We start from the raw sequence: 24,916 nt of genomic DNA, 5'->3' as shown, positions 1-24,916 counted from the left end.
CTCAAATTCGGGTGAGAGTGTGAAATGCGCGCTCGGTGTACACGGTGGGTGGGTTGTCCCCTCGGTAGCATTGATCTACCTTCCCCACCAGAATCGTGTGGTCTCCGCCTTCGTGCCGAGCGTGCGCAGTGCAGTCGAGAGTTACTGCAGCGCCCTGCATTCGAGGAAGGTCGCGGTGGTCGAGTTCGAAAACATCGCCGGCGAACTTGTCGGCGCCCCTGGTCGCGAAGCGAAGCGCCACGTCGACCTGATCGGAATGAATGACGTGAACGACCCACCTGTCAGCCGCTTCGAACACCGGATGGCATTCGGCATTGACGGACAAACACACCAAGATGAGGGGCGGATCTACGGACAACGAGCAGAACGAGCTGGCGGTGAAACCCCACCACTTGCCGTTCTCGTCGACGGTGGTGACGACGGTGACTCCGCTGGGAAAGCCAGCCATGGCGTCCTTGAAGGTGATGGCCTGATCGGTGTCTGAAGCGGACATCGGTGCACTCCTGGTTTGTCGGACAGTCCTATCGGACTGCATTCGCTGACGAGCCTAGGAAGACGTCACGCCTTATGTATGTCGCACATCACTACAATTGGTTGGACTGTCCCGGAATGAGACGTCTCGAGCAGCGTGTGATGTGTCACGGTGACCAACGTGATTATCGAAGTAACCGAGCGCACGGTGCGGATTCGCGAAGCCGACGACCTGCGACGGCTTCATGCAGAGGTGCCTGAGCTGCCGCTAGCGGAGGCGGTGCGAGCAACGTTCGAAGAGTCCGGGCTCCTGGCGCGCGTCGACGCGGAACACGCTCTCGTGTACGGCGATCGGTTGCAGTCCATGGCGGAGCCGGAAGCGACGACCATCGGGTGGCCGGATGCGTACCGCGCGATGCTCGACTACGCCAAGGCCAAAGGGTGGTACGACGACTCGACCGGCACCGTCCAGGTCCATCTCCAACACACAGCCGACGGCGCATGACGTTCGGCGTACACATTTTTATCGAAGGTCGAGAAGAGGAAACCTCGTGGATGTAAACGGATCGGTGGCACTGGTGACCGGGGCTGCGTCCGGTTTGGGTCTGGCAACTGCCAGCCACCTGTACGGACTCGGGATGCAGGTGGTCGGCATCGATCTACCCGGGTCGGTGGAGCGAGTACTGGGGCAAGGCATCGACGGGGTGACATTCGCGGAGGGCGACGTCCGTGATGAATCGGCGGTCGAAAAAGCCGTACGGACCGCAACGCAGATGGGTGATCTGCGAGTGGTGGTCAATTGCGCAGGAGTAGGTGACCCCGCGCGCACCATCGGCAAAGACGGCCCACTGAATTTGGACCGTTTCAAACGAGTGGTCGACATCAACCTGTTCGGCACGTTCAACGTCGTTCGACTGGCCGCAGAGGCCATGAGCACCAACGAGTCGGTGGACGGCGAGCGAGGTGTCATCGTCAACACCGCGTCGGTCGCCGCATACGACGGCCAGATCGGACAGGCTTCCTATGCCGCCTCCAAGGGTGCAATCGCTGCGATGACGCTACCGATCGCCCGCGATCTGGCCAGCAGACAGATCCGAGTCGTGGCAATCGCGCCCGGAATGTTCGACACGCCGATCCTGCAAGGGCTCTCGGAGGAAGCGCGCCGGTCGATCTCGAGTCAGGTGCCGCATCCGACTCGTCTGGGCCACCCCGACGAGTATGCAGCCCTCGTCGGGCACATCGCGTCCAACGCCATGCTCAACGGTGAGAACATTCGACTCGACGGCGCGATTCGAATGGGGCCACGATGACTACGCGGGTCGCCTTGGTGACAGGCGCCACTCGGGGAATCGGAGCCGAGGTGGCCACGCGATTGGCAACCGAGGGTTGGGATCTCGTGGTGACGGCGCGGTCAGCAGAGGCCCTGGAGAAGTTCGCGGCGGAGCTCGCAGGCAAGACCGGCCGGCGGGTAACCCCGGTCGTGTCCGATCTCGCCGAGGAATCTTCGCCCGCAGTCATCGCAGCCCAGTTCGAACGGGCGCATAGCAGACTCGATGCGCTGATTCTCAACGCCGGCATGGGATCCATTGGGGCGTTTGGCGAATTTCCCCTGCGACGTCTGGACAAGTTGCTGGCAGTCAACGTTCGGGCGTCGTACGCCCTTATTCAACAGTTCTTGCCGACACTTCGGCGAACCGGGAACGTATCCGATCATGGTGCGCGCGTCATTGCATTGTCCTCCATGACAGGAATTGCGTCCGAACCGTTGAATTCCGCGTACGGCGCCAGCAAAGCTGCGCTGACTTCTCTGTGCGAAACGCTCACGCTGGAGGAGTATTCACACGGCGTCAACGCCACCGCAGTATGTCCCGGTTACGTCGCCACGGACATGACCGCAGGGCTCGAGGAACAAGTTGCAGCCTCGCAGATGATCCGGGTCTCGGATGTCGCGGAGGTCGTGGTGTCCATGACGCGACTGTCGAAGAGCGTCACCGTTCCGTATGTCCCGATGTCGCGTCCAGGTCGGAACCTGTGGCGAGCTTGACCATTTTCGGCAAACTTCACAACCCAAGAGATATTGGAGCAAACCAATGACCATCGACGCCGTAATCGTCGACGCAATTCGCACCCCGTCGGGCAAAGGCAAGCCAGGAGGTGCTTTGTCCGGAGTGCATCCAGTGGGACTTCTACAGCAGGTCCTCGAAAAGCTACTCGAGCGCAACGATTTCGACCCGGCACTGGTCGACGACGTCATTGCCGGCTGTGTTTCGCAGACGGGCGAGCAAGCGCTCAACATTGCTCGAACGGCTGCGCTCGCTGCGGGATTGCCCGAGTCGGTACCGGGCACCACAGTGGACCGCCAGTGTGGGTCCAGCCAGCAGGCGGCGCATTTCGCGGCGCAAGGCGTCATCGCCGGTGCCTACGACATCGTGATCGCATGTGGTGTCGAGTCGATGAGCCGAATTCCGATGGGCGCAAGCTCGCAGGGACAGGACCCCAACGTGGCGCCGTTGGCCGCACGCTACCCTGACGGACTCATCGGACAGGGCGTATCGGCTGAGCTGATCGCCGCGAAGTGGGGTTTCTCCCGCACCGACCTCGACGAGTACTCGGCCCGATCTCATCGACTCGCAGCCGACGCGTTGGCCTCCGGGAAATTCGATCGTGAGCTCGTTCCGGTCCGGCTGCCGGACGGCTCGCTTCACACGGCCGACGAAACGCTTCGTGCGTCCACGACAGTCGAGGGTTTGGGCGGGCTACGTCCCTCTTTCCAAGCTCCCGAGTACGACGAGCGCTTCCCCCAGATCAACTGGAGCATCACCCCCGGCAACTCCTCGCCACTGACCGACGCAGCGTCGGCAGTTCTGATCATGTCGGCCGACAAAGCTCGGGAACTCGGGCTCACTCCCCGCGCGCGGTTCCATTCCTTCGCCGTCACGGGCAGCGATCCCCTGTACATGTTGACCGGTGTCATCCCGGCCACGGAGAAGGTGCTCGCGAAATCGGGGCTGAGCATCGGAGACTTCGACACCTTCGAGGTCAACGAAGCGTTCGCGCCGGTCCCTCTGGCGTGGGCAGCCGACACCAAAGCCGACCCGGACAAGCTCAACCCGCACGGTGGAGCGATCGCACTCGGCCACGCGCTCGGTGCGTCGGGAACCAGGCTCCTCACGACCATGTTGGGCACGCTCGAAGCTACCGGTGGTCGCTACGGATTGCAGACGATGTGCGAGGGCGGCGGCATGGCCAACGCCACCGTGATCGAGCGACTCTGAGATGAGCACTTCGGCTACCCGCGCCCCGACTAGGCAGGTCGCGGCGCGGGTAGCTACGGTGAACGGCGTGTCCACCGAGCCGGATCAAGAGGCGGAGCGCCGCTCGGTGCTGCCGCGTCGAGTACGGCTCGATGCCGACGATCGCAGAGAACAAATGATCCGGGCGGCCATGTCGGTATTCGCAGTCAAGCCATACGACGCGATCAGCACAGCCGAGCTCGCGCACGCGGCGGGAACGACACGAACCAACTTGAACTACCACTTCGGGAACAAGCGCGCGCTGTATCTGGAGGCGCTTCGCCGGTTTGCGACGCTTCCGTCTCTGCTGCCACGCGGAACCGTGTCCAAGGACCGTGAAGTGGCGGTGGAGTATCTGTTTTCCCGATGGCTCGACCTGGTCGAGCGCAACAGGGAGACGTTCGTTGCCTTGATTCGTGCTCAGCGCACGGCTTTCGACGACGAGGTCGCCGATCTTTTCGCCAGCAGCCTATCGGGTTGGGAAGATCGGCTGCTCGCCGTACTGGGTCTTCCGGACGACGACGTCGCCGCTCGTGCCCAGGTTCGCGCTTTTCAAGCCATGGTCGGAACGGCCACCGAGGAGTGGCTCGTGTCTGGCTTGTTGACGAAAAAGGGTGTCTGCGAACTACTCAGCCGGACGTTGATCGCCATCGGTGATCTGCACGCTACCCAGTAAACGCTCGTTCTTGATCGACTGTCCTGCTCAGGAACTCGAAGTGGCCTCTCCCGCGAATAGGGGAGAGGCCACTTCCTGATTTCGATCGAGTCAGATTGCGGGTTCGAAATGTGCGATGTCGAGAATCTGGCCGGAGCGCTCCTCTGCCCACACAGCGCGGACGCGGGAGCCCTTCGGTAGCTGTGCGCGAATCCCGGCAGGGTCAGAGAAGTCCAAACCCACAACGTAGTGCATCAACAGAGTGTCCGCGCCGTCGAGGCGAATGCCTCCGATGGCGTACGGAGTCTTCGGACCTCCGCGGAATCCCTGCCATGCGACGGTGAACACCTCGAGGTCACCCTCGCCGGACAGTTCGACCCAAGTGTCGTTGGGCTCGAAGCTTTCTTCGCAGTAGGCCATCGGAGGGACGTAGACCTTCTTCGATCCACCGGTGTTCGCGTAAATTTTCTTCTCTTTGAGCCCGTTCATGAACCGGCCCCACGTTTCTCCGAGGTGGATGTCGTAGTCCAAGTCCCAGTGGACGTGCTGTGTGGTCGTCGGCGAAGTCATCGTTACCTGCTTTCCTTGGTGCTTTCGAACACTGCCAAATTCTCGAACTGGAAGAATGTTCCGCCGGTCCCGTGCGCCAATCCACGGCGCGCACCTTGAACCTGGATCTCCTCGGGTGCATCGCCGATAATCTGCCACGCTATGTAGACGTAGGGCGCGAGCTCACCTGCAACCCCCGCGTTGGTGCATTTGGGGCCGCCGGAGAGATTGATGGGCATGGAACCGCCGAGAAGGCTCTCGCTCGACCGGATGAGATCTATTCCGGTACCTGCATCGCACAAACCGAGGGCTTCGAGCTGCATCGGTTGCATGTGAGCATAGGGGGCGAACACCTCAACGACATCGAAATCATCTCGGGGACTACGTATGTCGGCTGACGCATAGACGCGCCGCGCGAGAATGGCCAAATTCTCCATGACCGCGAAATCGCCTTTGCCGCCACCGAGGTATGGATCACCCGAGGTTCCCATCGCCTTGATGAGAGCGGGCTCGGTCCGCAGTTCCTCTGCGGCTGACTTCGATGTCACGAGCATTGCGCAAGCCGATGTCGACACCGGGCACACCATCGGCTGCGTCAGCGGCGAGGACAGTAGCGTTCCGTTCACCACATCGTCGACCGTGACCGTGTACCGCAAGTGCGCAAACGGATTGCGCGATGCCTTGTCGTGATCAGTGACTGCGATCGACGCAAAATCCTCGAGCGTCGTCCCGTGTCTGGCCTGGTAAGCACTCGCAGCAAATGCGCCCATATGGAAGCCGCCCATACCCAACGGCTGCTCGACGATCATGGGGGAATTGGTGTTGATTGCAGCCTGCAGATCCTGCACGCCGTAGAACGTCGGTCCGCCCAGGCACAGTACGCGATCGTGCGTACCCGCACGCACCATCCGGGCGGCAACCTGCATGAGGTTGCCGCCCGTCGTGCCGCCGGTGTTGACCACCAACACCGGAACGTCCGAACCGAGGCCCACCTGCCGAGTTTGGAACTTCGCTCCGAGAATGGTCCCCTCGAAACCGTCGATGTCACCGACGACGACGGCATCGATCGAACTGGCTTCTGCGCCCGCATGTTCCAGGGTTCTGTGCACAGCTTCGGTGCACAGCTCCACGAACGATCTCGTCTGCTTGCGGGGAGACGACGCCTCGGTGATACCGACGCCGGAAACGAATGCTTGCTGTGCCATCACGCACCTTCCACTACGAGAACCGTGCTGTCCAGCGTGGCGGTTCCGGTGATCGTATCGACCGAATGGACCACGCCCGTTCGATGATCTGGGTTGTTCTCGATGCGCTCCACCGCCTCCAGAAGGCGCAACGCACCGTTCGCTAGACCGGGGTAGTTGCCCGCAACACCGCCCGACGGGTTGATACTCGTAGCCGGTAGGTTCTTGTTCACAGCCAAAGCCTGGAGGAACGGGTGATACAGGGCGATACTGGGAGCGGTGAATTCGACCAGGTCTACCGTCTCGGCAGGATCGGAGATGCCCGCCGAGCGGTAAGCGGCCGCAGCAGCGCGGGACGTGGATGCGCCGGGATCTCGCAGCCACTCGGTGCTTTCGAGGTACGCACCCGTTGCATGGCCGACACCGCTGATGATTGCTCCTCTGCTGTTCGCACGCGCGGCGCGTTGAGGGGAAGCCAACACCACAGCCGCCGCACCGGTGCTGTACGCCGGGAGCATCAACTCGGTCAGCGGAGACGACACTTGCGCCGAGGCAAGGACGTCGGCAGCCGTCACAGGTGCCGCTCGCAGGCTACGCGAGGACTCGGCTGCGACATTGATCTGCTGCGCGGCGAGTTCTGCAAGTTCTTCGAGCGACGTCTCCTGTTCGCTCAGTGCCCACGACGCATGAAGCCCGTAAGACGCGTGCGCTGTCAACCCGATCGGCCGCGCGAAGTGCGCGTCGAAAGCCATGTTGGACAACTGCTGCAGGAACTGCTGCCGCGCATCTCCGGTTACAGATGTCTCCGGATTGTAAGCACCGACAGCTACGGCGACATCGACGTCGCCGGCTGCAATCGCCTGCGCGGCCGCGATTATCGCAGTGCCGACATCCGATTCGAGTCGATACGAGTCCTTGAGGTAGCCGCCGGAGGCCGAGTTCGTCAACCCGCTCGAAATGCTACGACCGTCGAACAGGTCCATCGATGAGGTCACCGTCAGTCCGATCTCGTGCCTGTTGATCGAAGCGGCGTCGAGGGCGTCGTACACGGCTCGATAGACGAGCTCGTCCACCACCGCGTTATGTTCGGGGACCCAGGACGTCGTCGCAATCCCTGCGATATGGACCGGACCGAACGAAGACGCTCGTCCTCGGCGTAGCTGTGCTGTCGGCGATGATGTCGCCGGTGTCGCAGGCGTCGGCACTATGTTCCTTTCGTTACTTGTCACACGAACGTCCGCTTCAGCTGCGGCCGGTCGATCTTGTTGTTCCCGGTTCTCGGCAGCGCGTCGACGAACTCGATGCGCCGGGGTTTCTGCAGTCCCTGAAGATCGGGATGTGAAGCGCAATAGGCGAGAATGTCTTCTTCGGTCACCGAAGACCGGCGGGGGACGATGATTGCGGTGACCTGCTGCATCCAACGCTCGTGATAGGTCCCGATGACTGCGACTTCCGCGACGTCGGGGTCGGATGCGAGGTGGTTCTCGATGAGCTGGGGATAGATGTTCTCACCACCCGAGATGATCATCTCGTCGATCCGCTCGACGTAATGCATGACCCCGTTGTCGTCGACGCGTACGAGATCGCCTGTGCGAAACCAGCCGTCGACGAACTTGGCGTCGGTTGTCTCAGGCAAATTCCAGTACCCGGGTGTCACGGCATCACCCCGGACCTGGAGTTCTCCCAACCGGGGGCCGGTGGCCAGAACGTCGTCGCTACCCGGGGCCGTCAAGCGCCACTGAAGAATTTGTTCGAGAGGACGGCCGAGCGCATAGGGGCGCTCCTGCTCACCCGGTCGCTCGCAGATCGACAATCCGGACTGTTCGGTCTGACCGTAGATGTTGACGGCGTTGACGATTCCGGTGGCCTTCATGAAGCGGTCGACGGGACCGGTGGGTAAAACGGAGCCGCCGATTGCACACACTTTCATCGAGGACAACGCGATCGGGTCGTTCTCGAGCTGGTTGGCGACGTCGACCACCATGGTCGGCACGAGCGCCGTGAACGTGGCATCGATTCTGACCGCAGCTTCGCGCCACGCGGCTGCATTCCATCTCGGTAGGCAGTAAATGAATGCCCCACTGAACAGAATTGGAAGCGTCGTCAACTGCATGCCGCCGACATGAAAGAAGGGAGTGCAGATCACGGCGCGTTCTGTCTCGTCCAAGTTCCACGCGTCGATCTCGGCCTCGATCACCGCAGTGGTGTTGCGGTGGGTCTGCTGTACGCCTTTGGGCTTGCCGGTCGAACCGCTGGTGTACATCAGAAGCGCATTGTCACCGTCCATACGAGGAACGATCTGGGAGAGCGGGGCCGATGCCACGACGTCGGCGTACGTCGCGACGGCGGGCTCCGTACGCTCGCCGGAGATACTGACGTCCACCAACGAGTCGACGACATCCAGGCCGGCCAGATCACCCGCGAGCCTTTCGATTCCAGCGGCTTCCGCAAATATCATACGAACGCCGGAATCGTCGGCGGCATGGCGAAGTGGCCCGCGCGGAATTGCGATGTTGAAGGGGACGAGGACGGCGCCTGCCTTCCAGATTCCGAAAGCAACGACGAGGTATCGTGCCGTGTTTCCCATGTAGATACCGACGCGGTCCCCAGGCTGGATCCCGCGGTTTATCAAGTACGACGCAACACGAGATGCGAGGTCGTCGAGCTCACGATAGGTCAGCGTCCCGTCGGCGTTCTCGAACGCAACCTTGTCCGGTCGTTCCTCGGCCACGTGGGCAAACGTGCTGGCGAGATTCATGAAGTGTCCCTCACTCGAAAGTCTCCGATCCGAGTGCGACCAGCAAGTCGATCACATCTCGTCCGACGAACGATAGGACGAACGGGCGGGGCAGCAGTGTCGCAATTGGGGACAGATCGGCCGCAGGGCGGCTTTGCGGGGTCACCATGAAGCGGCAGGCGTCCGGCCTGACTTTCGAGACTGGAGAACTATGACGCAGGTGAACACCGAGTCCGCACAGAATGCGAACGACGCAGGCAGCAGCGGTTCGATAGGTGTGACCGTCGATGGACCGATTGCGATTGTGACCATCGACCGGCCCCGGAAACTCAACGCCATGACGCGATCGATGATCGACGATTTCCGTACAGCGACGTCAGAGCTCGATGCCGACCCTTCCGTGCGCGCGATTGTCATCACCGGCGCAGGTGAGCGATCCTTCTCTGCTGGCGGCGATCTCAACACACTGCTGCCGCCCGCTATGGATGCGGCCGACGATCTACTCAATCCCGTCACCACCGACCGATTCCTCAGCTCGGTGTTCACGCCGGTGATCGCTGCGGTTCGCGGACTGTGCATCGGTGCGGGATTCGAAATCCTGCTCGGGACCGACATTCGGGTGGCCTCCACGGACGCGGCGTTCGGTCTACCCGAGGTGAAGTGGGGTCTCGTACCCGGATCAGGCACTCATGTGCGTCTACCCCAGCAAGTGTCATGGCCGGTTGCGATGAAGCTCTTGCTGACAGGCGAATCGATCGACGCGCAGACCGCGCTGACAATCGGTCTGGTCAACGAAACAGTCGCAAGCGATCGCGTCCTTGATCGGGCTCTCGAGATTGCGGGGGTTGTTGCCAAGAACGGCCCACTGGCAGTCAGGACGGCAAAAGAGATCGCGGTGCGCGCACTCGATCATCACGGCGCCTTCGCTCTCGAGCATGCTCTCAATAGCCGGGTACTCGGATCCAACGATGCGCGGGAAGGCGTCGCAGCGTTTCAGCAGAAGCGCGACACGACGTTCGTCGGCCGATGAGCGAAAGCACCGAGCTGGTCGCAGCGGTTCGTGAAGCGGTGCACGGGGTCACCGAACGGTGGGACCGGGGCTACTACATGCAGTGCACGCGCGAAGGACGGTCACCGACTGAAATGTACGCAGCAATGGTCGAACAGGGTCTGTTCGCCCTCGGAGTCGAAGAACGTCACGGCGGTGCAGGCGGCGGCCTGACCGCGACCGCTGCGGTGATGGAAGAGATGAGCATCGCGGGCACTCCACCGATGCTGTTCTCGCTGACTTCGTTCGCGCGTCAGGCGATCATCAAGCACGGGACGCAGGCTCAGATCGACGAGCACGTCGTACCCACCCTGACGGCGGAGCGCACCTTCTGTTTCGCGATCACCGAGCCCGACGCAGGAACGAACAGTTTCGCCATGCGCACCGCAGCAGTTCGCCGAGACGACGGCCACTACGTGCTCAACGGTCAGAAGGTGTTCATCTCGGGGGCTGACGATGCAACGCACATGATGGTGATAGCTCGGACCACCCCGGCCTCGAAGGTAGTACGGCGGAGTGACGGCATCTCCATCTTCGTTCTTCCGAAAAACACTCCGGGCGTGACCATGTCAGCCATGAACATCGAATGGCAGGCTCCCGAGAAGCAGTTCACGGTGTGGTTCGACAACGTGGTCATACCCCCCGATGCCGTGATCGGCGAACCGGGGAAGGGTCTCTCGGGCATGTTCGACGCCCTGAACGCCGAGCGAGTGGTCATCGCGGCGTGGACGCTGGGGCTAGGCCGGCGGGCGCTGGCAAAAGCAGTCGAACATGCCCGCGGCCGAGCCCCGTTCGGCGTTCCCATCGGCTCGTATCAGGCGGTGTCTCATCCGCTTGCGCGAGCGAAAGCACAGCTGGAGGCCGCGGGCGTCATGACCTATCGCGCAGCCGAGAAGTTCGACGCAGGTAATCACGCAGGCGACGATGCGAACATCGCCAAACTGCTGGCGTCCGAGGCGTCGTACGCAGCGGTGGATGCCGCAATCCAGACGCACGGCGGTTCTGGATTCGACGCCGAATCGGATGTCATCACCCTGTATCCGATGATCCGTCTGCTCAGGGTTGCGCCTCTGAACAACGAAATGATTCTCAACTACATCGCGGAGCACATGCTTGCGCTACCGCGTAGTCATTGAGACTCGAAACCGTTGTCAGTCGAAGTACCGGTACACCGCGTCCGCGACGCACACCGGTTTGGTGCCACCCTCTACTTCGAGGGTGGCACGTACGACGATCTGGACCCCGCCGTCGACGGCTGCAGCCGATACCAAGGTCGAGGACAATCTCACCCGTGACCCCTCCGGAAGTGGCGCGGGAAATCGGACCTTGTCCAGGCCGTAGTTGACGACCATCGACGCGTCTTCGACACGTAGTACACGTGCGAACAGCGGCCCGATGAGCGACAGTGAGAGGTAGCCGTGCGCGATGGGCTTGCCGTACGGTCCGGCCGCAGCGCGTTCGGGGTCGACGTGAATCCATTGATGGTCGTCGGTGGCGTCCGCGAATAGATCGATACGGTGTTGGTCGATCGAGACCCATTCCGTCGTCGGCAGGGCGACGTCGACGAGGTCGTGAAGATCGGCGGTGGACCGGCGGGTGACAAACGCGTCAGGCATGATTCAGTCTTCCGTTCGTTGGCGGTGCCGCCACATTAGAGCGATCGGCTGCCGTGCCGATGTCGCTTACCGCGACACCCCACGGCGAGGTGACCCAGACTGAGACAACTCGCAACTGCTCCGGGATGCGAGTGTCGACTGGTCGTAGTCGACCTCGTCGGTTGCGTCGTTCATGACCGATCTCTTGGAAGGGCTGATCTTGGCGATGACGGAGGAGAAAGCGGCGGCGGACCTGCGCGGCGAAGTCGAGCGGTTCTTGCACGATCACGACCCCCGCACGACCGAACGCATCGACTTCCTGCGTGCTCGGTTCGACGCCGGATTGGCGTGGGTCGACTATCCGCTCGGCCTCGGGGGCCGCGGTCTGGACCGAAGTCTCCAGGCGGTCGTCGACGCCGCGTTTCTGGAGGCAGGTGCGCCGGACAATGCACCGCACCGGAACGTGATCGGACTCGGTATGGCGGCACCGACATTGTTGAAGTACGCGAGCGAGGCGGACCAGAAGCGCTACCTACGCCCCCTGTGGACGGGCGAAGAGATCTGGTGCCAGCTGTTCAGCGAGCCCGGAGCCGGATCGGATCTTGCTACTGCGGGAACGAAAGCCGTGCGTGACGGTGACGACTGGATCGTCAACGGCCAGAAGGTATGGACCTCTCTGGCGCATGAAGCGTCCTGGGCTCTGCTGATCGCACGAACCGATCCGGACGTACCCAAGCATCGTGGTTTGTCGTATTTCGTCTGTGACATGTCGTCGCCGGGTGTGGAAGTGCGTGCCTTGCGTCAGCTCACCGGAGAGGCAGAGTTCAACGAGGTGTTCCTCAGCGACGTTCGTGTCCCGGACGCGAACCGCCTCGGAGACCTCGGGGAGGGCTGGAAGGTGACCCAGACGACCCTCATGAACGAGCGGGTCGCCATCGGGGCGGGCCTGGCGCCACGGGAGGGTGGTCCTATTGGATTTCTTTGCAAGACATGGCGTTCGGGCGCTAACGAGGGTGCAACGGCAGGCACGTACGACCGCGTCCTGCAATTGTGGGAGCGTGCGGAAGCTGCCCGCCTGACCACCGCGCGGCTGCGCCAGCAGATGGCGGCCGGACTGCCCGGGCCCGAAGGATCAGGGGCGAAGTTGACCTATGCGCTTTTGGCTCAGGAGATATCGAGCGTCGAGGTGGATTTGCTCGGCGACGACGGCCTTCGGTTCGACGACTACACGTTCCGTCGCCCGGATCTCGACGAAGAATCCTCACGCCCGGGTACCTATCGGTTCCTGAGAACGAAGGGCAACTCGATCGAGGGTGGCACTTCGGAAATCATGCGCAACATCATCGCCGAGCGCGTTCTCGGGCTGCCGGCGGAACCGAGAGTGGACGTCGACGTCCCTTGGAAGGAATTGGCACGATGAGCGTCCCGACCAAACAGGAAACACCGACTCAGTCCGCCGTACCCGACCTGCTCTACTCCGAAATCGAGAACGAGGTTCGCGACGGAGTCAGAAACGTGTTGGACAAGAGGAGCTCGTGGCCGGCGACGCTCGAGCGTATCGAGTCCGACGCAACCGTCGACAGCGAACTGTGGATTTCGCTGGCGCGCGATGTCGGGTTGGCAGGTCTTGCGATCGCTGAGGATGCGGGTGGCGCAGGCGCGTCCTGGCGCGAGGTCGCAGTGGTATTGGAGGAACTCGGCCGTCACAGCGCGGCAGTGCCGTTCGTCGGCCATGTCGTCACGTCGACTGCGTTGTTGACCGCAGCCGGGGCGAGCGAGTCGCTCGAACTGGCCGCCACTGGAGACGTCGTCTTCGCCGTTGCGCTACCGGCAACGACCGTGCCCTGGCAGTTGCCGACGACCGGTATCACTGTTGTCGACGGTCGTCTTTCCGGGTCTGTGAGGTCGGTATCGGATGCGGTGTCTGCCGATGTTCTGCTCGTCCTGGTCGGCAATGACCTCCACGCGGTGCAGGCATCGGACGCCGCGGTGACGCCCGTCGTGTCCTTGGACATGACGCGCCAGTTGGCGGACATCGAGTTCGACTCGGCCCCTGCCACGCTGCTCGCTTCCGGTGCGTCCGCGGCGCTTGAGCACGCGTTGGTCGTCTCGGCGGCGCTGCTGGCGTCGGAGCAACTCGGCCTTGCCGAGGAAGCGTTGCGGCTGACGGTCGACTATCTGAAGGAACGCCGGCAGTTCGGCCGAGTTCTGGGCAGTTATCAGGCGATCAAGCATCGCCTGGCTGATCTGTGGGTCGAGATAACCAACGCGCGTGCCGTCGCACGGTACGCCGCAGCCTGCGCAGCGGAAGGCTCGGACGACCTGCCGGTCGCATCGTCCCTGGCGCATTCCGTCTGTTCCAGAGTTGCGGTGAAGGCAGCCGAGGAATGCGTTCAATTGCACGGCGGTATCGGGTTCACCTGGGAGCACCCAGCCCATCTACTTCTGAAGCGCGCTAAGTCTTCTTCTGCGTTGTTCGGAGGGATAGACAAGCACCGCGAGCGTACCGGGCAACTGGTGGATATCACCATCGAGACGGGGCAGCGATGACAGATCTCAAAGGCAAGACCGCGGTCGTCACCGGAGGGAACGGTGGTATCGGCCTCGGACTGGCAGTTGGATTGGCTCGTGCCGGCGCCGATGTGGCTATCTGGGCCCGAAATGCCGAGAAAAGCCAGGCGGCCGTCGACGAGCTGCTGTCTCACGACGTGCGGGCAGGAGCGTTCTCATGTGACGTCTCAGACGAGGCATCGGTTGTCGATGCGACAGCCGCGACCGTAGCTCAGTTCGGAAAAATCGACACGTTGGTTGCCAACGCGGGCATCGCGGCGGCTGATTCCTACCTCGAGACCAGTCTCGAGGAATGGCATCGGGTGCTGCGCACCAACCTCGACGGAACCTTTCTTACGACGCGTGAGGTCGGCCGACACATGGTCGAGCGCGGCGAAGGGGGTGCCATGATCGTTCTGTCGTCGACGGTGTCGAAGTACGGTGCGGCCGGTCAAGCCGCGTATGCGGCGAGCAAGAGCGGCTGTGCGTCACTCGGCAGGACGTTGGCAGTCGAGTTCGCCAGGCATCGAATCCGGTGCAATGTCCTCATCCCGGGTTGGGTTGCAACTCCGATGAACGACCACCTTCGGGAGGACGAACGATTCGTCGACGTCACCACCCGACGCACGCCGGTGCGTAGATGGGCGTCCCCCGACGAGTTCCATGCCGTGGCAGCGTTCTTGGGCGACCCGTCGCTGACATTCCATACAGGTAACGAAGTCGTCGTAGACGGCGGATACACCATCTTCTGACAACGAAGTTCGCTCGAAAGGCGCAGCGTGACAATCTCATACAACTTCGACGGACGTACCGTTCTGATCACCGGCGCAGCGCAAGGAATCGGCAAGGCTCTCGCTGAGTTCTTCGTGGCATCCTCGGCTCGGGTCGCCGTGGCCGATCGCGACGCGGCTCTGCTGGAATCTGAATGGGGATCGGCCCGCGAGAACGTTCTGCCTCTTACTGTCGACGTGGCCGACCGTGGCTCGGTCGATGCCGCGGTGGACACCATCGTGAACACATGGGGGTCGATCGACGTAGTGGTAAACAATGCAGGTATCGCCCGTGACTCCGTCGTCTGGAAGTTGACCGACGAGCAGTGGGACAGCGTCCTCGCCGTACACCTCACCGGTACATTCAACGTGACACGCGCGGCGGTACCGCATATGCGCGCTAACAAGTTCGGTCGCGTCGTAAACGTGACCTCCTACACGGGAATGCACGGAAACATCGGCCAGTCCAACTACGCAGCCGCCAAAGGCGGAATCATCGGCTTCACCAAGTCTGTCGCTAAAGAAACGGCGCGCTTCGGGATTACAGCGAATGCGATTTCTCCCAACGCTGCAACTGCGATGGTGGCGGCGGTGCCACCCGAGAAGCTGGCAGAGATGACAGCGACGGTGCCGCAGGGCCGTTTCGCTGATCCTTCCGAAATGGCAGCCGCCGTTGCGTTCCTCGCGTCGGACGAGGCTGCGTACATCACTGGCGTCGTATTGCCGGTCGACGGCGGGGTGTCGATGTAACCGTGTGTGAAATACTTTCGGCCCCCACCTGCGGTGGGGGCCGAAATCGTTCGCAAGTCGGATCAGTGACGCGGTCAGTTCAGGTTGACCGTCGCGGTACCGTCGATCACGCGGGTGCCGTCGGCCAGATCCGCCCACACCGAACATTCCGCGAATCCGGCGTCTATGGTGGTGATTTCGCCACCGGCGATCACGGTGTCTCCCGCGCGAACGTTTCCGCGGAAACGGCACTTGATTTGCGTGACGTTGTCGCTCGACCCGGTCCAGGCGGCGAGCATGTCGATGATGTAGGCCATCGTCGTACCGCCCTGGTTGATTTCGCGGTCCCCCATACCTGCGCGTGCAACCGCATCGAGGTCGAAATGTATTGGGTTGGGGTCTTGCAGAATCAACGCTATCTGGCGGATGTGTTCTCCACTGACGCCGTCCACTGTGAATTCCGGGATCGCCGATCCCACCGTCACGTCGGTGACCGTCACGATTGATTTCCTCTCTTGAACAGGTAGACGCTTACCACCGAACCAGCTTCGGACCCCGACTCGTCGAAGAGTCGTACCTCGATGGTGATGCTGTCCAGAATCGATCCATCCCTGGTGTTGCGACGGTCTGTCTCGACGATCCGCGCAGTACTGCGGTAGGTGGAACCCACGGCGAGAGGCGCATTTTGCTCGATCTCGCATGTGCCGAACAGCAATGTGTCGTTCGGTCCCTGGTGCGCCAGTCGGCACAGCTCGTCGACCGAGATTCCCATACCCCGCAGCGCAATAATCAGGAACCACAATGGATGTGCGGTTTTGCTCGCCGTCGGGTTCAGCAAAGCGTGGTCCGCGATAGCGCTTTCCACACCGGTGATAGTTGTGGTGTCACCGGGCAAGTCCCGCCCGGCCAATGTGGGGTCCAGCTCTGGAGCAGTGGCGCTCAATAGCTTCTCTTTCCGTGATGGGCCAGCGGTCAGTAGGAACGGGGCAATCCGAGTGTGTGCTGCGCAATGTGGTTGAGGACCATTTCGGTGGACACCGGAGCGATCTGCTGTAACCGGATGATGCTCCACAAGTCGGCCAAACCGTACTCATGGGCTAGTCCGTTGCCGCCATGGACCTGGATCGCCGTATCGAGGGCGAGGTGCCCAGCCTTGGAGGCGAGGTATTTCGCCATGTTGGATTGTTCGCCCGCGGGCAATCCTGCATCGAACAAAGCCGCTGCACGCCAGGTCATGCCGCGCGCAGCTTCCAACTGGATCTTCGCTGCTGCTAGTGGATGCTGGACACCCTGGTAGGTCGCGATCGGAACTCCGTTCCACACGGCGCGTGACTTTGTGTACTCGACTGCGCGATCGATAGCGTACTGAGCGATTCCGGTGCAGATCACCGCGCTGAGAACACGCTCGGGGTTGAGGCCGTCGAAAAGCGGGACCAGGCCCTTGTCTACCTCGCCGACGATGCTGTCAGCGGGAAGACGAACATTGTCAAAGAACAACGTGAACTGTCGTTCCGGAGCCGACAGTGCGGTCGGAATCAGTTCGCGCGTCAATCCCTCGACGTTCGGGTCGACGACGAACAAAGACAGTTTGCCGCGCCCGGACTTCTCGTCCTTGCCAGTTCGCGCAACGAGCAGAAAGCGATCGCAGTGGTCGACGCCCGAGATGTAGTACTTCGAACCCTTGACCACCCATTCGTCCCCGTCGCGGGTTGCGCTGGTGGATACGTTGTGCGAGTTCGAGCCCGCATCCGGCTCGGTCAGAGCGAAGACGAACTTCAGCGAGCCATCGGCGATCCCTGGCAGGAAAGCCTGCTTCTGTTCTTCGGTTCCGTGCAGTCCGAAGACACTGCCGGCAATCCCTTGTGACAGGACCATCGCGAGCTCGGGGCAGCCACCCGCAGCCATTTCTTCTAAAACGATCGACAGCTGGGTGAGTCCAGCACCGCTGCCGCCGTACTCTTCGGAGATGTTGAGGCCGAGGTAGCCGTTTCTGCCCAGCTCGTCCCACAGTTCCTGCATCGGCTCACCGGTGAGGGACTTCTGCCGGTAGTACTCGTGACCGTACTTCGCGACGATTTTCGAAACGGTCTTGCGGAGCAAAACCTCTTCTTCGCTGGGCATCAGCGGGAGCGACGCGATATCAGGCGAGGTGGCGGTGGTCGAAGACGCCATGTCAGTGATCCTCCTACGGGATTGGTCGGCTCATTCCACGATGACAGCCGACCGCTCTCGCAAATGTCTCGTTATAAGTCACTCGGAGCGAGAAGCTCAGAAATGGGCAGCGCTGAGGTCTATGCCGAACGCACGAACCTTGCGGTAGAGGGTCGATCGCGCGATTCCCAGCTTGTCCGCGGCCAACCGCTTATTACCGCCTGTATCGCGTAGTGCGTTCATGATCGCCGTTGCTTCTGCCTGTTCGAGGCCCAGCAGCTGTCTCCGGGCGGCCCTGACGCGAATATCGGTCGGTAAATCCTGAGCCCCGATGTATTCGCGTCGCTTGGAGACGACGAGTTCACGGACGACAGCGTCCAGAGAAAGTATGTTTCTGTCCCACTCGACGCGCCCGAGAGTCTGTACTGCATCGGCCATCCACCGAATGCGCCGACCGGTGCGGTTGTGCCTCGACGACAGTGCATCGAGCAACGAAGGCAAGTCATCGCTTCGTTCGCTGAGCCGGGGGACGGCGACTGTGGTGTCGAACCATTCGACCAGGGGAGTGCTGAGGCTCACGCCCTCGGGTGCGGCCATGGTGGCTGCAACTCGGATGCCGCGGTCGCGGGCTAACCCGAGGGCGGCGACCACCGACCTCTGCCAGCTAGGTTCTATGACGTTCAGGTGCCGGAGTACGACAGGGTTCGTCGTGGTTGCGAGCGTGTCATGTACCTGGGCGACCCAGGCCGCGCGGTCGGCTGATTCCAGCGAATCAGCATCGATCACGGTGACGTCGTTACCGAGAACGCCGGTGGCGATGGCCGACTTTCCAGTTCCGGCGTCGCCGACGATCAACAAAGACATCGCCGACGGATCCAGCGCTGCTCGGCATACGCGCTGCCATTCCGGGCTTCTGCCGACGAGACCGGGGATTGATAACAGCGACCCGTTGGCGTCGGCATCGTTCTTGGTGGTCCGTTTCGATGGGGCCTTGACGCGCAGCACCGCGCCAACAGCAAGCGGTCCGTCTTGCACCGGGGAGACCGTCACCGAGACGGTGCTGCCGTTCGCCAGGTCCAGTTGAAGCGCGCGGTCGGTTCGGCCACCGGACATCGCTTTCGCGGCGTGTTCCCACAAAATGGGTTGGTCGGCCGACCCGATGACGCGAGAAGCTGCTGCGTTACTGATGATCGTGTGCTCGTCGAGACAGACGACTCCGTGGCGGCTGTCCCGGTTGTCCGCGAGAAATGCTTCGAACAGCAGATGTTCACGGCGAGTCGACACCACCGCGAGTGCTCGTTCGACTTCGGCGGCTACTTCACGAACCCACGACAGCATGATCGGACTCGTGTCCTCGAACCGACATGTCAAATTCAGGGTCCCAATCAGACGCTTGCTTGTCGGATGGTAGATCGGAGCGCCCGCACAGGTCAGCGCTAAAGACTCTTCGAAGAAATGCTCCGGACCCGCCACCATCGAAGCGTGGCCGGTCTCGAGGATCATTCCGGCGCTGTTAGTGCCAACGGAAGTCTCGGCGAAGGAGTAGCCAGGGAGTACGTCGTGATGGTCGAGTCGCCTGGTCAGCTTGGAGTCTTCGACGCATCGACTGAGCACCAGACCCTGGGCATCGGTGATGGTCAGACTGCTCGAGGAATCCATCAACGCCCCCCGCCGTGCGTCGATGACCGGGCGTGCCGCCGCCAAAAACTGTTCGTTGACGCGCTGCGTGTCTTCGAATATCGGCCTCGAACGATTCGGTTCAAGACCGTACAGAATCGAGCGCCTCCACGACTGCACAATGGCGGGCCGCACAGGGCTCGAATCAATGTCCGGATCGCCGGACATGAAGGACTCTCGAGCGCGCAGAAGCGTGCGGGTACGTTCGTCCAAAGACACTGCGGGCTCCTTACTACAGCGATGCCTGCGTCGCCGACGCTCTTATCGAAGGTGATGTACACCACCATGATCCTGACTACTGACGATTGTGTCAATAAGGGATAGGTCAAGAGTTGCCAGGCGAACGCAGACTGCCGGGGATCGACGGAGCTAGCTTGGGCAACCCACGAAACCTCGTGGCGTTCCCGCGTCTCACACACACGCGAACGAGAATCAGAAGAGCCGCAAATTTCGGCGGTAACGGCCGGACGGTCGCCAGCACGACCCGCCGAATCGGAGGAGGCCAGTTTCGTGTCGCGACCGCGTGCACCGAGAAACGCCCGTCGGCGTTGCGGACAACCCGGGTGGAAAACCTTTCTCCGGAGCGCCGACCGACGGCCGCCACCGGCGTCGGCAGTGAACGGTTCGGACGCATAGCAAACTTCAGATGGGCGTACAGTGGCACTCAGTGCATCAATAGCTTGGAGATGTTACTAAGTTGAGGTCGAGACGGTGGTTTGGTCGAGCAAGCCACACAGCAAGGCGGGATTATCGACATGGCACCCGGTGAAATGACGCCGTTTTTGTTGACCGACAGGGAACTGGAGGTACTCGACGGCGTCGTAATGGGCGAAAGCAACACCGAAATTGCTGTGCGCCTATTCGTAAGCGTCAACACCGTAAAATTTCATGTGCGCAACGTACTTCGAAAGCTTCAGGCGCGTTCGCGTACCGAAGCGGCGGTCATTGCAACTCGCATTGACCTTGCAGGTTGCAAGTCTCCATCTCCGGCGCCGCTCGTTCGACGTGATACGGCCCCCCGTCCAACGGCCTGAAAGGCCGACCTCGACCCACTCAGCCAGCCGACCAGGCGTACGCGGGAAGTACGCGTAGGTGGTCAAGGAGAACCACCCGCGGCCACCAACCAATCCGTCCCTGGCCGAGCTAGTATTAGCACCGCTCTAGGTGGCTGCCCCGGAACCTGCGTTCAGCCACGTAGCCATCGGGGTGGGTTCGAGTTCGCACTTCCTGCGACTCGCTACAGACTACTGGTAACCCTGCATATCAGAATTGGTCGTATTGCTCCGCGCTCCGCGCTGGACGCACGTGCTCAGCGCTCTGTGCTCGGACGCATCATGTTTGTGTGGCAGACGCGGGACTGCCTCCTATGTGTCACCGGCGAGAAGTTCACTGCGTAACGCAGCTTCCAAATCTCCCCAGCACCGGACGATCTTGCCGTCACTGTCGACCCTGTAGACCGCGAACTCTTGGATCCGCACATGCCGACCAGTCGGGGCGATCCCGTCGAACCCACCACGGTGGGTACCAGTGGCCGTCAGCCGAGCCGCCATCGACAGACCCTCGACGCTCTCCGAGCTGCAGTTGAAATCAGGGAACGCAACCGTGATGTCCTGAAGTCCGTCGCGATAACCGCCGAAGCCGCTGCGAACACCTTCGACATCGGTGGCGATGAACGCGCCGAGGTCACTGAAGCGGTGTTCGTTGCAAGCTGCGATGTACCGCGCGTAGGTACTGGCTGGATTGTTTGCAAACGTATCCATGCCATCCAGGGTAGAGGCCTGCTCAGTCCACGTCCGGGTCAGTCGCTCAGGAAGCCAGCATTGAGCCAGGGGTGCCATCGGCGCTGAGTTACGACAAATAAAAACTCAAGCTAAATTCTCTGCGCTGCAACAATATACAGCATCTTTCCGGTAACCCTGCATATCAAGATTGGCTGTATCCGCTCGCCTGGGGGAGTCCCCTTCGCCGCAAATTCCCACCAACACCGCCGGCACCCAATCTGTGGCAGTTGGCTCACATGTCGGGTGGGTGCTTTCGAAAGTAAGAACATTTACGGTATACGCCTGTCGTACGTTTGACCGACATAGATTGACAAATGAGTGTGGAATGGCCGTGAATAGTGAGTCAAGTAGGCACCACCCGGAGGTACTCGACCATTACTACCGTCTTGCCGCGATCGATGCTGCGGTCCGCTGCTCCGCTGCTCCGCGTGTCGGTTGCCTCCGTCGTGCTGCTGTGCGCAGCCTGCTCCTCCAGCACCTCGGGTGAAAATTCAGACCCGACTGTCGCGCCGGAAACTACAACTCACACCGGGGACCCACGTGCAGTGGAAGCCACAGTCGACAAGAACGGCGTCACGCTCACCGGTGAGATCGACGGCGCCAGCGTCACTGTGGAATCGGTTGCCGGTATCGCAGCGTCGGGCACTACGGTCCGTCTTTCTCCTGCCGAGTCGATTCCGACATCGTCGACCTCGGCGCTGCAGCTCGGTGGTGGCGCGTCGATCGTGCTCGGAGACGAGGATCAGCCGAAGAAGCCGATAACGGTGACATTCGACATCCCCGCCTCCGACACCCGCTTCGATGACTTGGGCGACGACGTCGACCCGGTGGTGGTGGCGGTCAGCACCACTGACCCTCCCGGCTCGGAGATGTTGCCGGCGGAATGGGACGCATCGAGCCGGACCCTGACAGCTACCACCACGCATCTGAGCAGCTTCTACAACGGCACCGTGAACTATTCGCAGTTGCGGGAGACGGTGTCGGACAACGTCGACGGCTTCTTCGGGCAGAAGACCGACGCGCCGAGCTGCTACGGCACAGCCGCGACGATCGGCGCGGTCACTTACGAGGCGGCAGCTCCTGCCGAGGACGTGGTGTGGCCGTGCCTGGAGAACAGGGGTGGCAACCTCGCGGTGACCCTGTACTCGAACTCGCCCCTCGGGTGGATCGTGCGAACCGTGCCACCACCGCTCGAACGCAAAGAACTGACCGACATGTCGTCCTCGTCCGCTGCGAACTCTGTCCTGTATGGAAGCCTGCTGGACTCCGATCTCGGCGACGGTACTCTGCTGTACCCGTTGGGGTCGTCGGAGGTGGTGTTCGCGCCGCCGAACGTGCCGAGGCGAATCGACCTGCGTGCGCAAGCGGCGATGACATTGGTCGACATCGGGATGCACGGCGGATCGATGGTGTGGGGCGGCAACAGGGCAATGGAGGTTGCCGATCCGTTCACTACCGTCGACGCCGTCGACTGCATGTCCGGTGGGATTAACTGGGACCGGATACGACAAGCGTCCGACACACAAGCCGGCGAGATCAGCCGCGAAGCCCTCGATTGCGCCGGGACCGTAGGGTCACTGGCGGTGAAGTCCGAGTCCCTCGACGTCGGCGCGCAGGCGGCGAAGGCCTTGGGCGCCACCCTCACCGGTATCACCTCATTACCGAAAAGCGCGTCACTGTTCGCGACGACGGTGACCGGCCTCGCCGGGGAGTTCAACGGTAAGAACTCGGCGTCGGTGGTGATCCGTTCACGTGGTGGGGACACAGTGGACTTGTCCGGTGTGCCGGATGAGGTGTTTTCCGTCGAATCGATTTCGATGGAGAACAGGCTGACCGGGCCAGTGCAGATCGGCAGGGCGATCGGCCCGAACAGGTACGCATTGAGCGACTCCGTGCGCCCCAACCAACCACCAGCCATAGACCTGACCTACTCTTGGACAGCCGAAACCACAGCGGGCGAGGAATACAACGGTGAGCACTGCCAAGTGATCGTGAGCATCGAAGGGCCACAGTCAGGGTTCGAGGATCTGAAATCCGCCCGGTGCAGCAGCGGCGGATCGAGCAGCTTCAGCGGCGGCGACTCCGGCCAGAAGTACCTCATCACCGTGCCAGGCAACTACACGGTCCGACTACGCGACCTGATTACCGGCCTGAATTCCGAAACATCGTTTATCGTCGAGAACTGAGTCGCCGATGTCCCCGCCTGCGCCATGCACGCCGCCGAATCCAACCGAGTCATATCGCTATCTTTACTTATCGGCCGCCCGTCACTGCTCGGGACAACAATAACTGCTTGACGAAACCACAGCAGGTGTCATCCACTCTCCTGTGAACAACAGATGTTGGCAAGTTTCAGGACGCTCATGTGGCGCAATTGCGTGAAATCCTATCGCTACGGTGCCAAGTTTTGTCGTTCGACTCGATCTACGCAGCTAACCGTATCGATTCAACAGAAAGCCGAAAAATGCATTTTGCAAACGCACTACGGCTGGCCGTCAGTCCAGTTCTGGTATTGACTGTCCTGACCGGGTGTTCTTCGCCTCAATCGAACAGTACTATCAGCTCAGATGGTAGCGTCGGGGAACTATCTGTGGAACCGGCAGCCGGGAACCGCGTTAGTGACCTCCAGATCCCACCCATGGGCTCGCTGGCGGGTGGGATCGACTATTTCTCGTCAGATCAAACCCTCTTGATCTCTGGCGAGAATGCCACTATTCGAATTGATGTCGCAGATCCAGAAGCACCCGCTCTGATTCCCGAAGCCACGCTGCCAAAACCTGGAGGACTCGACGGTACAACGCTGCAGGGAGTTTTCATAACCGCCGCCCGAGAGGGCTTAGTTCCGTTCGACGCTCAAACCAACCAAGCGATCAAGAATGCAAACGATAGCGGTTCTTGCCAAGGGGACTACAAGGCCGTGTACAATCCGTTTTCCAGAAGCCTCCTGGCAGTTGGGGCGGACGGCGGCCCTTGCCTGAATTTGTTCACAGGGCCATCGTATACCAAAAAAAGCTCAATATCAGTGGACGATTACGTCGGACTAAGCGTCGACGGAATTGCATCAGACAATATATCTGGAGCTTTCTTCTTCTTTGATGGAAAAAAGATATTTAAGTATGATCCGGACACCAAATCGATTTACCATACGCGCGAAATGGAATCTTTCGTGACCGGAATGGTTAAGCGTCCGGAAATGAACGAATTGGCCCTTACCACCTACGATGGGGTTCAATTTATAGATGCAAAAAATGGCGAAGATGTCGCCTCACCTATACCCGTAAAACTGGACGGCGGTCAAATCGCAGCCGATTCCGCAGGTAATATAATCGTTTATTCGAATACGCTCAGCCCCATTAGTATCATCCGTTCCGGCAGCCACATCATGGAAGAATTCAGTAATTTTACAGCTGAAGACTTTCCCTACGGGCGATCCAACCTTTCAGTTACAGTGTCCAATGACAGTACTCTTTACGCGACAGACGGATACAATCTGCACATTTTCCGTTATTAGTCCGCGGCGTCAACGGTCATCGGATGTGTGGAGGTGAATGGTGCATCCGATGCAATACGCCGAAATTGACTGATTAAGTGTCGTGTTCGGTAGTCGCGAGTTCTCCTGCTAATTACCCCAGTTCGGTGTTGTCGAGGGCCAGCGGATTGTGCGAACAACATCTAACCGCGCCGTAGTATCGGTGGCAGCGAGGAGAAAGGTGGTAGCAGGATGGA

The 24,916-nt window shown here is 61.1% G+C and carries 25 protein-coding genes; 14 read left to right on the top strand and 11 right to left on the bottom strand.

Translation table 11 applies throughout. The features are described 5' to 3' along the window. Position 1: 1 nt before the first annotated feature. Positions 2–493 carry a flavin reductase family protein gene (locus A3K89_RS04330; RefSeq protein WP_068422381.1) on the bottom strand — a complete coding sequence of 164 codons (492 nt, stop codon included), beginning with the start codon at positions 491–493 and terminating at the stop codon, positions 2–4. 150 nt (positions 494–643) lie between these two features. On the opposite strand from A3K89_RS04330, the gene A3K89_RS04325 reads away from it, so the two are divergent. The 5 genes from A3K89_RS04325 to A3K89_RS04305 all read left to right on the top strand — a co-directional run bounded on the left by A3K89_RS04325 (position 644) and on the right by A3K89_RS04305 (position 4,440). Beyond that, positions 644–976 carry a hypothetical protein gene (locus tag A3K89_RS04325; RefSeq protein WP_157105221.1) on the top strand — a complete coding sequence of 111 codons (333 nt, stop codon included), beginning with the start codon at positions 644–646 and terminating at the stop codon, positions 974–976. Positions 977–1,022: 46 nt separating this feature from the next. Beyond that, a complete protein-coding gene (locus tag A3K89_RS04320) occupies positions 1,023–1,781 on the top strand; it encodes an SDR family NAD(P)-dependent oxidoreductase (RefSeq protein ID WP_068422376.1) in 759 nt (252 codons plus the stop codon). Next, the gene (locus A3K89_RS04315; RefSeq protein WP_068422373.1) at positions 1,778–2,515 is read left to right on the top strand and encodes an SDR family NAD(P)-dependent oxidoreductase; all 738 of its coding nucleotides are present in this window, start codon (positions 1,778–1,780) and stop codon (positions 2,513–2,515) included. The genes A3K89_RS04320 and A3K89_RS04315 overlap by 4 nt, the downstream gene beginning before the upstream one ends. 46 nt (positions 2,516–2,561) lie before the next feature. Continuing rightward, complete coding sequence (locus A3K89_RS04310; RefSeq protein ID WP_068422370.1) at positions 2,562–3,746, top strand: thiolase family protein; 1,185 nt, start codon at positions 2,562–2,564, stop codon at positions 3,744–3,746. A gap of 67 nt (positions 3,747–3,813) precedes the next feature. Next, the gene (locus tag A3K89_RS04305; RefSeq protein WP_254303407.1) at positions 3,814–4,440 is read left to right on the top strand and encodes a TetR/AcrR family transcriptional regulator; all 627 of its coding nucleotides are present in this window, start codon (positions 3,814–3,816) and stop codon (positions 4,438–4,440) included. A gap of 90 nt (positions 4,441–4,530) precedes the next feature. Here the strand turns inward: A3K89_RS04305 and A3K89_RS04300 are convergent, their stop codons facing one another. The 4 genes from A3K89_RS04300 to A3K89_RS04285 form a co-directional block, all read right to left on the bottom strand. Next, complete coding sequence (locus tag A3K89_RS04300; protein ID WP_068422367.1) at positions 4,531–4,989, bottom strand: Zn-ribbon domain-containing OB-fold protein; 459 nt, start codon at positions 4,987–4,989, stop codon at positions 4,531–4,533. 2 nt (positions 4,990–4,991) lie between these two features. Further along, on the bottom strand, positions 4,992–6,173 hold the full coding sequence (locus A3K89_RS04295) for a thiolase family protein (protein ID WP_068422364.1): 1,182 nt from the start codon (positions 6,171–6,173) through the stop codon (positions 4,992–4,994). Then, positions 6,173–7,228 carry a hypothetical protein gene (locus A3K89_RS04290; RefSeq protein WP_254303406.1) on the bottom strand — a complete coding sequence of 352 codons (1,056 nt, stop codon included), beginning with the start codon at positions 7,226–7,228 and terminating at the stop codon, positions 6,173–6,175. Before A3K89_RS04290 ends, A3K89_RS04295 begins: the two co-directional genes overlap by 1 nt. Positions 7,229–7,377: 149 nt before the next feature. Continuing rightward, positions 7,378–8,910 (bottom strand): class I adenylate-forming enzyme family protein, encoded by a 1,533-nt coding sequence (locus tag A3K89_RS04285; protein ID WP_068422359.1) that lies wholly within the window; start codon positions 8,908–8,910, stop codon positions 7,378–7,380. A gap of 190 nt (positions 8,911–9,100) precedes the next feature. Between A3K89_RS04285 and A3K89_RS04280 the strand changes: the two genes are divergently transcribed. Next, positions 9,101–9,919, top strand: coding sequence for an enoyl-CoA hydratase/isomerase family protein (locus tag A3K89_RS04280; protein WP_068422356.1), 819 nt, complete (start codon positions 9,101–9,103; stop codon positions 9,917–9,919). Then, complete coding sequence (locus A3K89_RS04275; RefSeq protein ID WP_068422353.1) at positions 9,916–11,073, top strand: acyl-CoA dehydrogenase family protein; 1,158 nt, start codon at positions 9,916–9,918, stop codon at positions 11,071–11,073. Before A3K89_RS04280 ends, A3K89_RS04275 begins: the two co-directional genes overlap by 4 nt. Positions 11,074–11,088: 15 nt before the next feature. Here A3K89_RS04275 and A3K89_RS04270 read toward each other — a convergent pair whose 3' ends face one another. After that, positions 11,089–11,553: a MaoC family dehydratase gene (locus A3K89_RS04270; protein ID WP_068422350.1), complete on the bottom strand. Its 465-nt coding sequence runs from the start codon at positions 11,551–11,553 to the stop codon at positions 11,089–11,091. 172 nt (positions 11,554–11,725) lie between these two features. Between A3K89_RS04270 and A3K89_RS04265 the strand changes: the two genes are divergently transcribed. From A3K89_RS04265 to A3K89_RS04250, 4 genes are read left to right on the top strand one after another with little or no spacing between them, the layout of a single operon-like run. Beyond that, positions 11,726–12,952 (top strand): acyl-CoA dehydrogenase family protein, encoded by a 1,227-nt coding sequence (locus tag A3K89_RS04265; RefSeq protein WP_371828785.1) that lies wholly within the window; start codon positions 11,726–11,728, stop codon positions 12,950–12,952. After that, positions 12,949–14,082 carry an acyl-CoA dehydrogenase family protein gene (locus A3K89_RS04260; protein WP_068422346.1) on the top strand — a complete coding sequence of 378 codons (1,134 nt, stop codon included), beginning with the start codon at positions 12,949–12,951 and terminating at the stop codon, positions 14,080–14,082. Before A3K89_RS04265 ends, A3K89_RS04260 begins: the two co-directional genes overlap by 4 nt. After that, entirely contained in the window at positions 14,079–14,834 is a 756-nt protein-coding gene (locus A3K89_RS04255; protein WP_068422343.1) for an SDR family NAD(P)-dependent oxidoreductase, read from the top strand. Before A3K89_RS04260 ends, A3K89_RS04255 begins: the two co-directional genes overlap by 4 nt. A 27-nt stretch (positions 14,835–14,861) precedes the next feature. Then, positions 14,862–15,602 (top strand): SDR family oxidoreductase, encoded by a 741-nt coding sequence (locus A3K89_RS04250; RefSeq protein ID WP_068422339.1) that lies wholly within the window; start codon positions 14,862–14,864, stop codon positions 15,600–15,602. Between the two features lie 74 nt (positions 15,603–15,676). Here the strand turns inward: A3K89_RS04250 and A3K89_RS04245 are convergent, their stop codons facing one another. The 4 genes from A3K89_RS04245 to A3K89_RS04230 form a co-directional block, all read right to left on the bottom strand. Beyond that, positions 15,677–16,081, bottom strand: a complete 405-nt coding sequence (locus tag A3K89_RS04245) for a MaoC family dehydratase (protein ID WP_068422337.1) — start codon at positions 16,079–16,081, stop codon at positions 15,677–15,679. Further along, positions 16,078–16,446 carry a hypothetical protein gene (locus tag A3K89_RS04240; RefSeq protein WP_254303404.1) on the bottom strand — a complete coding sequence of 123 codons (369 nt, stop codon included), beginning with the start codon at positions 16,444–16,446 and terminating at the stop codon, positions 16,078–16,080. The genes A3K89_RS04245 and A3K89_RS04240 overlap by 4 nt, the downstream gene beginning before the upstream one ends. A gap of 107 nt (positions 16,447–16,553) precedes the next feature. Continuing rightward, positions 16,554–17,753, bottom strand: coding sequence for an acyl-CoA dehydrogenase family protein (locus A3K89_RS04235; protein WP_068422332.1), 1,200 nt, complete (start codon positions 17,751–17,753; stop codon positions 16,554–16,556). Between the two features lie 96 nt (positions 17,754–17,849). After that, a complete protein-coding gene (locus A3K89_RS04230) occupies positions 17,850–19,577 on the bottom strand; it encodes a sigma-54-dependent Fis family transcriptional regulator (protein ID WP_084423568.1) in 1,728 nt (575 codons plus the stop codon). Between the two features lie 548 nt (positions 19,578–20,125). On the opposite strand from A3K89_RS04230, the gene A3K89_RS25270 reads away from it, so the two are divergent. Next, positions 20,126–20,443: a response regulator transcription factor gene (locus A3K89_RS25270; protein WP_254303402.1), complete on the top strand. Its 318-nt coding sequence runs from the start codon at positions 20,126–20,128 to the stop codon at positions 20,441–20,443. Positions 20,444–20,773: 330 nt separating this feature from the next. Here the strand turns inward: A3K89_RS25270 and A3K89_RS04225 are convergent, their stop codons facing one another. Beyond that, positions 20,774–21,247 (bottom strand): ester cyclase, encoded by a 474-nt coding sequence (locus tag A3K89_RS04225; protein ID WP_254303401.1) that lies wholly within the window; start codon positions 21,245–21,247, stop codon positions 20,774–20,776. 488 nt (positions 21,248–21,735) lie between these two features. Here A3K89_RS04225 and A3K89_RS04220 point away from each other — a divergent pair, with 488 nt between their 5' ends. Together A3K89_RS04220 and A3K89_RS25665 are read left to right on the top strand one after the other, a co-directional pair. Continuing rightward, positions 21,736–23,376 (top strand): hypothetical protein, encoded by a 1,641-nt coding sequence (locus A3K89_RS04220; protein WP_068422320.1) that lies wholly within the window; start codon positions 21,736–21,738, stop codon positions 23,374–23,376. Between the two features lie 179 nt (positions 23,377–23,555). Beyond that, on the top strand, positions 23,556–24,701 hold the full coding sequence (locus A3K89_RS25665) for a hypothetical protein (protein ID WP_157105220.1): 1,146 nt from the start codon (positions 23,556–23,558) through the stop codon (positions 24,699–24,701). Positions 24,702–24,916: the final 215 nt, after the last annotated feature.

This window comes from Rhodococcoides kyotonense, assembly GCF_001645385.1.
Lineage (GTDB): Bacteria > Actinomycetota > Actinomycetes > Mycobacteriales > Mycobacteriaceae > Rhodococcoides > Rhodococcoides kyotonensis_B.
Note: the sequence above shows the minus strand (reverse complement) of the source record. Positions and strands in the feature narration are given on the sequence as shown.

What these genes read in the sequence shown, in the direction of transcription:
- A3K89_RS04330 (WP_068422381.1), bottom strand. Translation starts at nt 493, where the DNA reads ATGTCCGCTTCAGACACCGATCAGGCCATCACCTTCAAGGACGCCATG.
- A3K89_RS04260 (WP_068422346.1), top strand. Translation starts at nt 12,949, where the DNA reads ATGAGCGTCCCGACCAAACAGGAAACACCGACTCAGTCCGCCGTACCC.
- A3K89_RS04300 (WP_068422367.1), bottom strand. Translation starts at nt 4,989, where the DNA reads ATGACTTCGCCGACGACCACACAGCACGTCCACTGGGACTTGGACTAC.
- A3K89_RS04295 (WP_068422364.1), bottom strand. Translation starts at nt 6,173, where the DNA reads ATGGCACAGCAAGCATTCGTTTCCGGCGTCGGTATCACCGAGGCGTCG.
- A3K89_RS04265 (WP_371828785.1), top strand. Translation starts at nt 11,726, where the DNA reads ATGACCGATCTCTTGGAAGGGCTGATCTTGGCGATGACGGAGGAGAAA.
- A3K89_RS04280 (WP_068422356.1), top strand. Translation starts at nt 9,101, where the DNA reads ATGACGCAGGTGAACACCGAGTCCGCACAGAATGCGAACGACGCAGGC.
- A3K89_RS04255 (WP_068422343.1), top strand. Translation starts at nt 14,079, where the DNA reads ATGACAGATCTCAAAGGCAAGACCGCGGTCGTCACCGGAGGGAACGGT.
- A3K89_RS04230 (WP_084423568.1), bottom strand. Translation starts at nt 19,577, where the DNA reads ATGTCCGGCGATCCGGACATTGATTCGAGCCCTGTGCGGCCCGCCATT.
- A3K89_RS04270 (WP_068422350.1), bottom strand. Translation starts at nt 11,553, where the DNA reads ATGCCTGACGCGTTTGTCACCCGCCGGTCCACCGCCGATCTTCACGAC.
- A3K89_RS04275 (WP_068422353.1), top strand. Translation starts at nt 9,916, where the DNA reads ATGAGCGAAAGCACCGAGCTGGTCGCAGCGGTTCGTGAAGCGGTGCAC.
- A3K89_RS04235 (WP_068422332.1), bottom strand. Translation starts at nt 17,753, where the DNA reads ATGGCGTCTTCGACCACCGCCACCTCGCCTGATATCGCGTCGCTCCCG.
- A3K89_RS04315 (WP_068422373.1), top strand. Translation starts at nt 1,778, where the DNA reads ATGACTACGCGGGTCGCCTTGGTGACAGGCGCCACTCGGGGAATCGGA.
- A3K89_RS04285 (WP_068422359.1), bottom strand. Translation starts at nt 8,910, where the DNA reads ATGAATCTCGCCAGCACGTTTGCCCACGTGGCCGAGGAACGACCGGAC.
- A3K89_RS04225 (WP_254303401.1), bottom strand. Translation starts at nt 21,247, where the DNA reads ATGGCACCCCTGGCTCAATGCTGGCTTCCTGAGCGACTGACCCGGACG.
- A3K89_RS04310 (WP_068422370.1), top strand. Translation starts at nt 2,562, where the DNA reads ATGACCATCGACGCCGTAATCGTCGACGCAATTCGCACCCCGTCGGGC.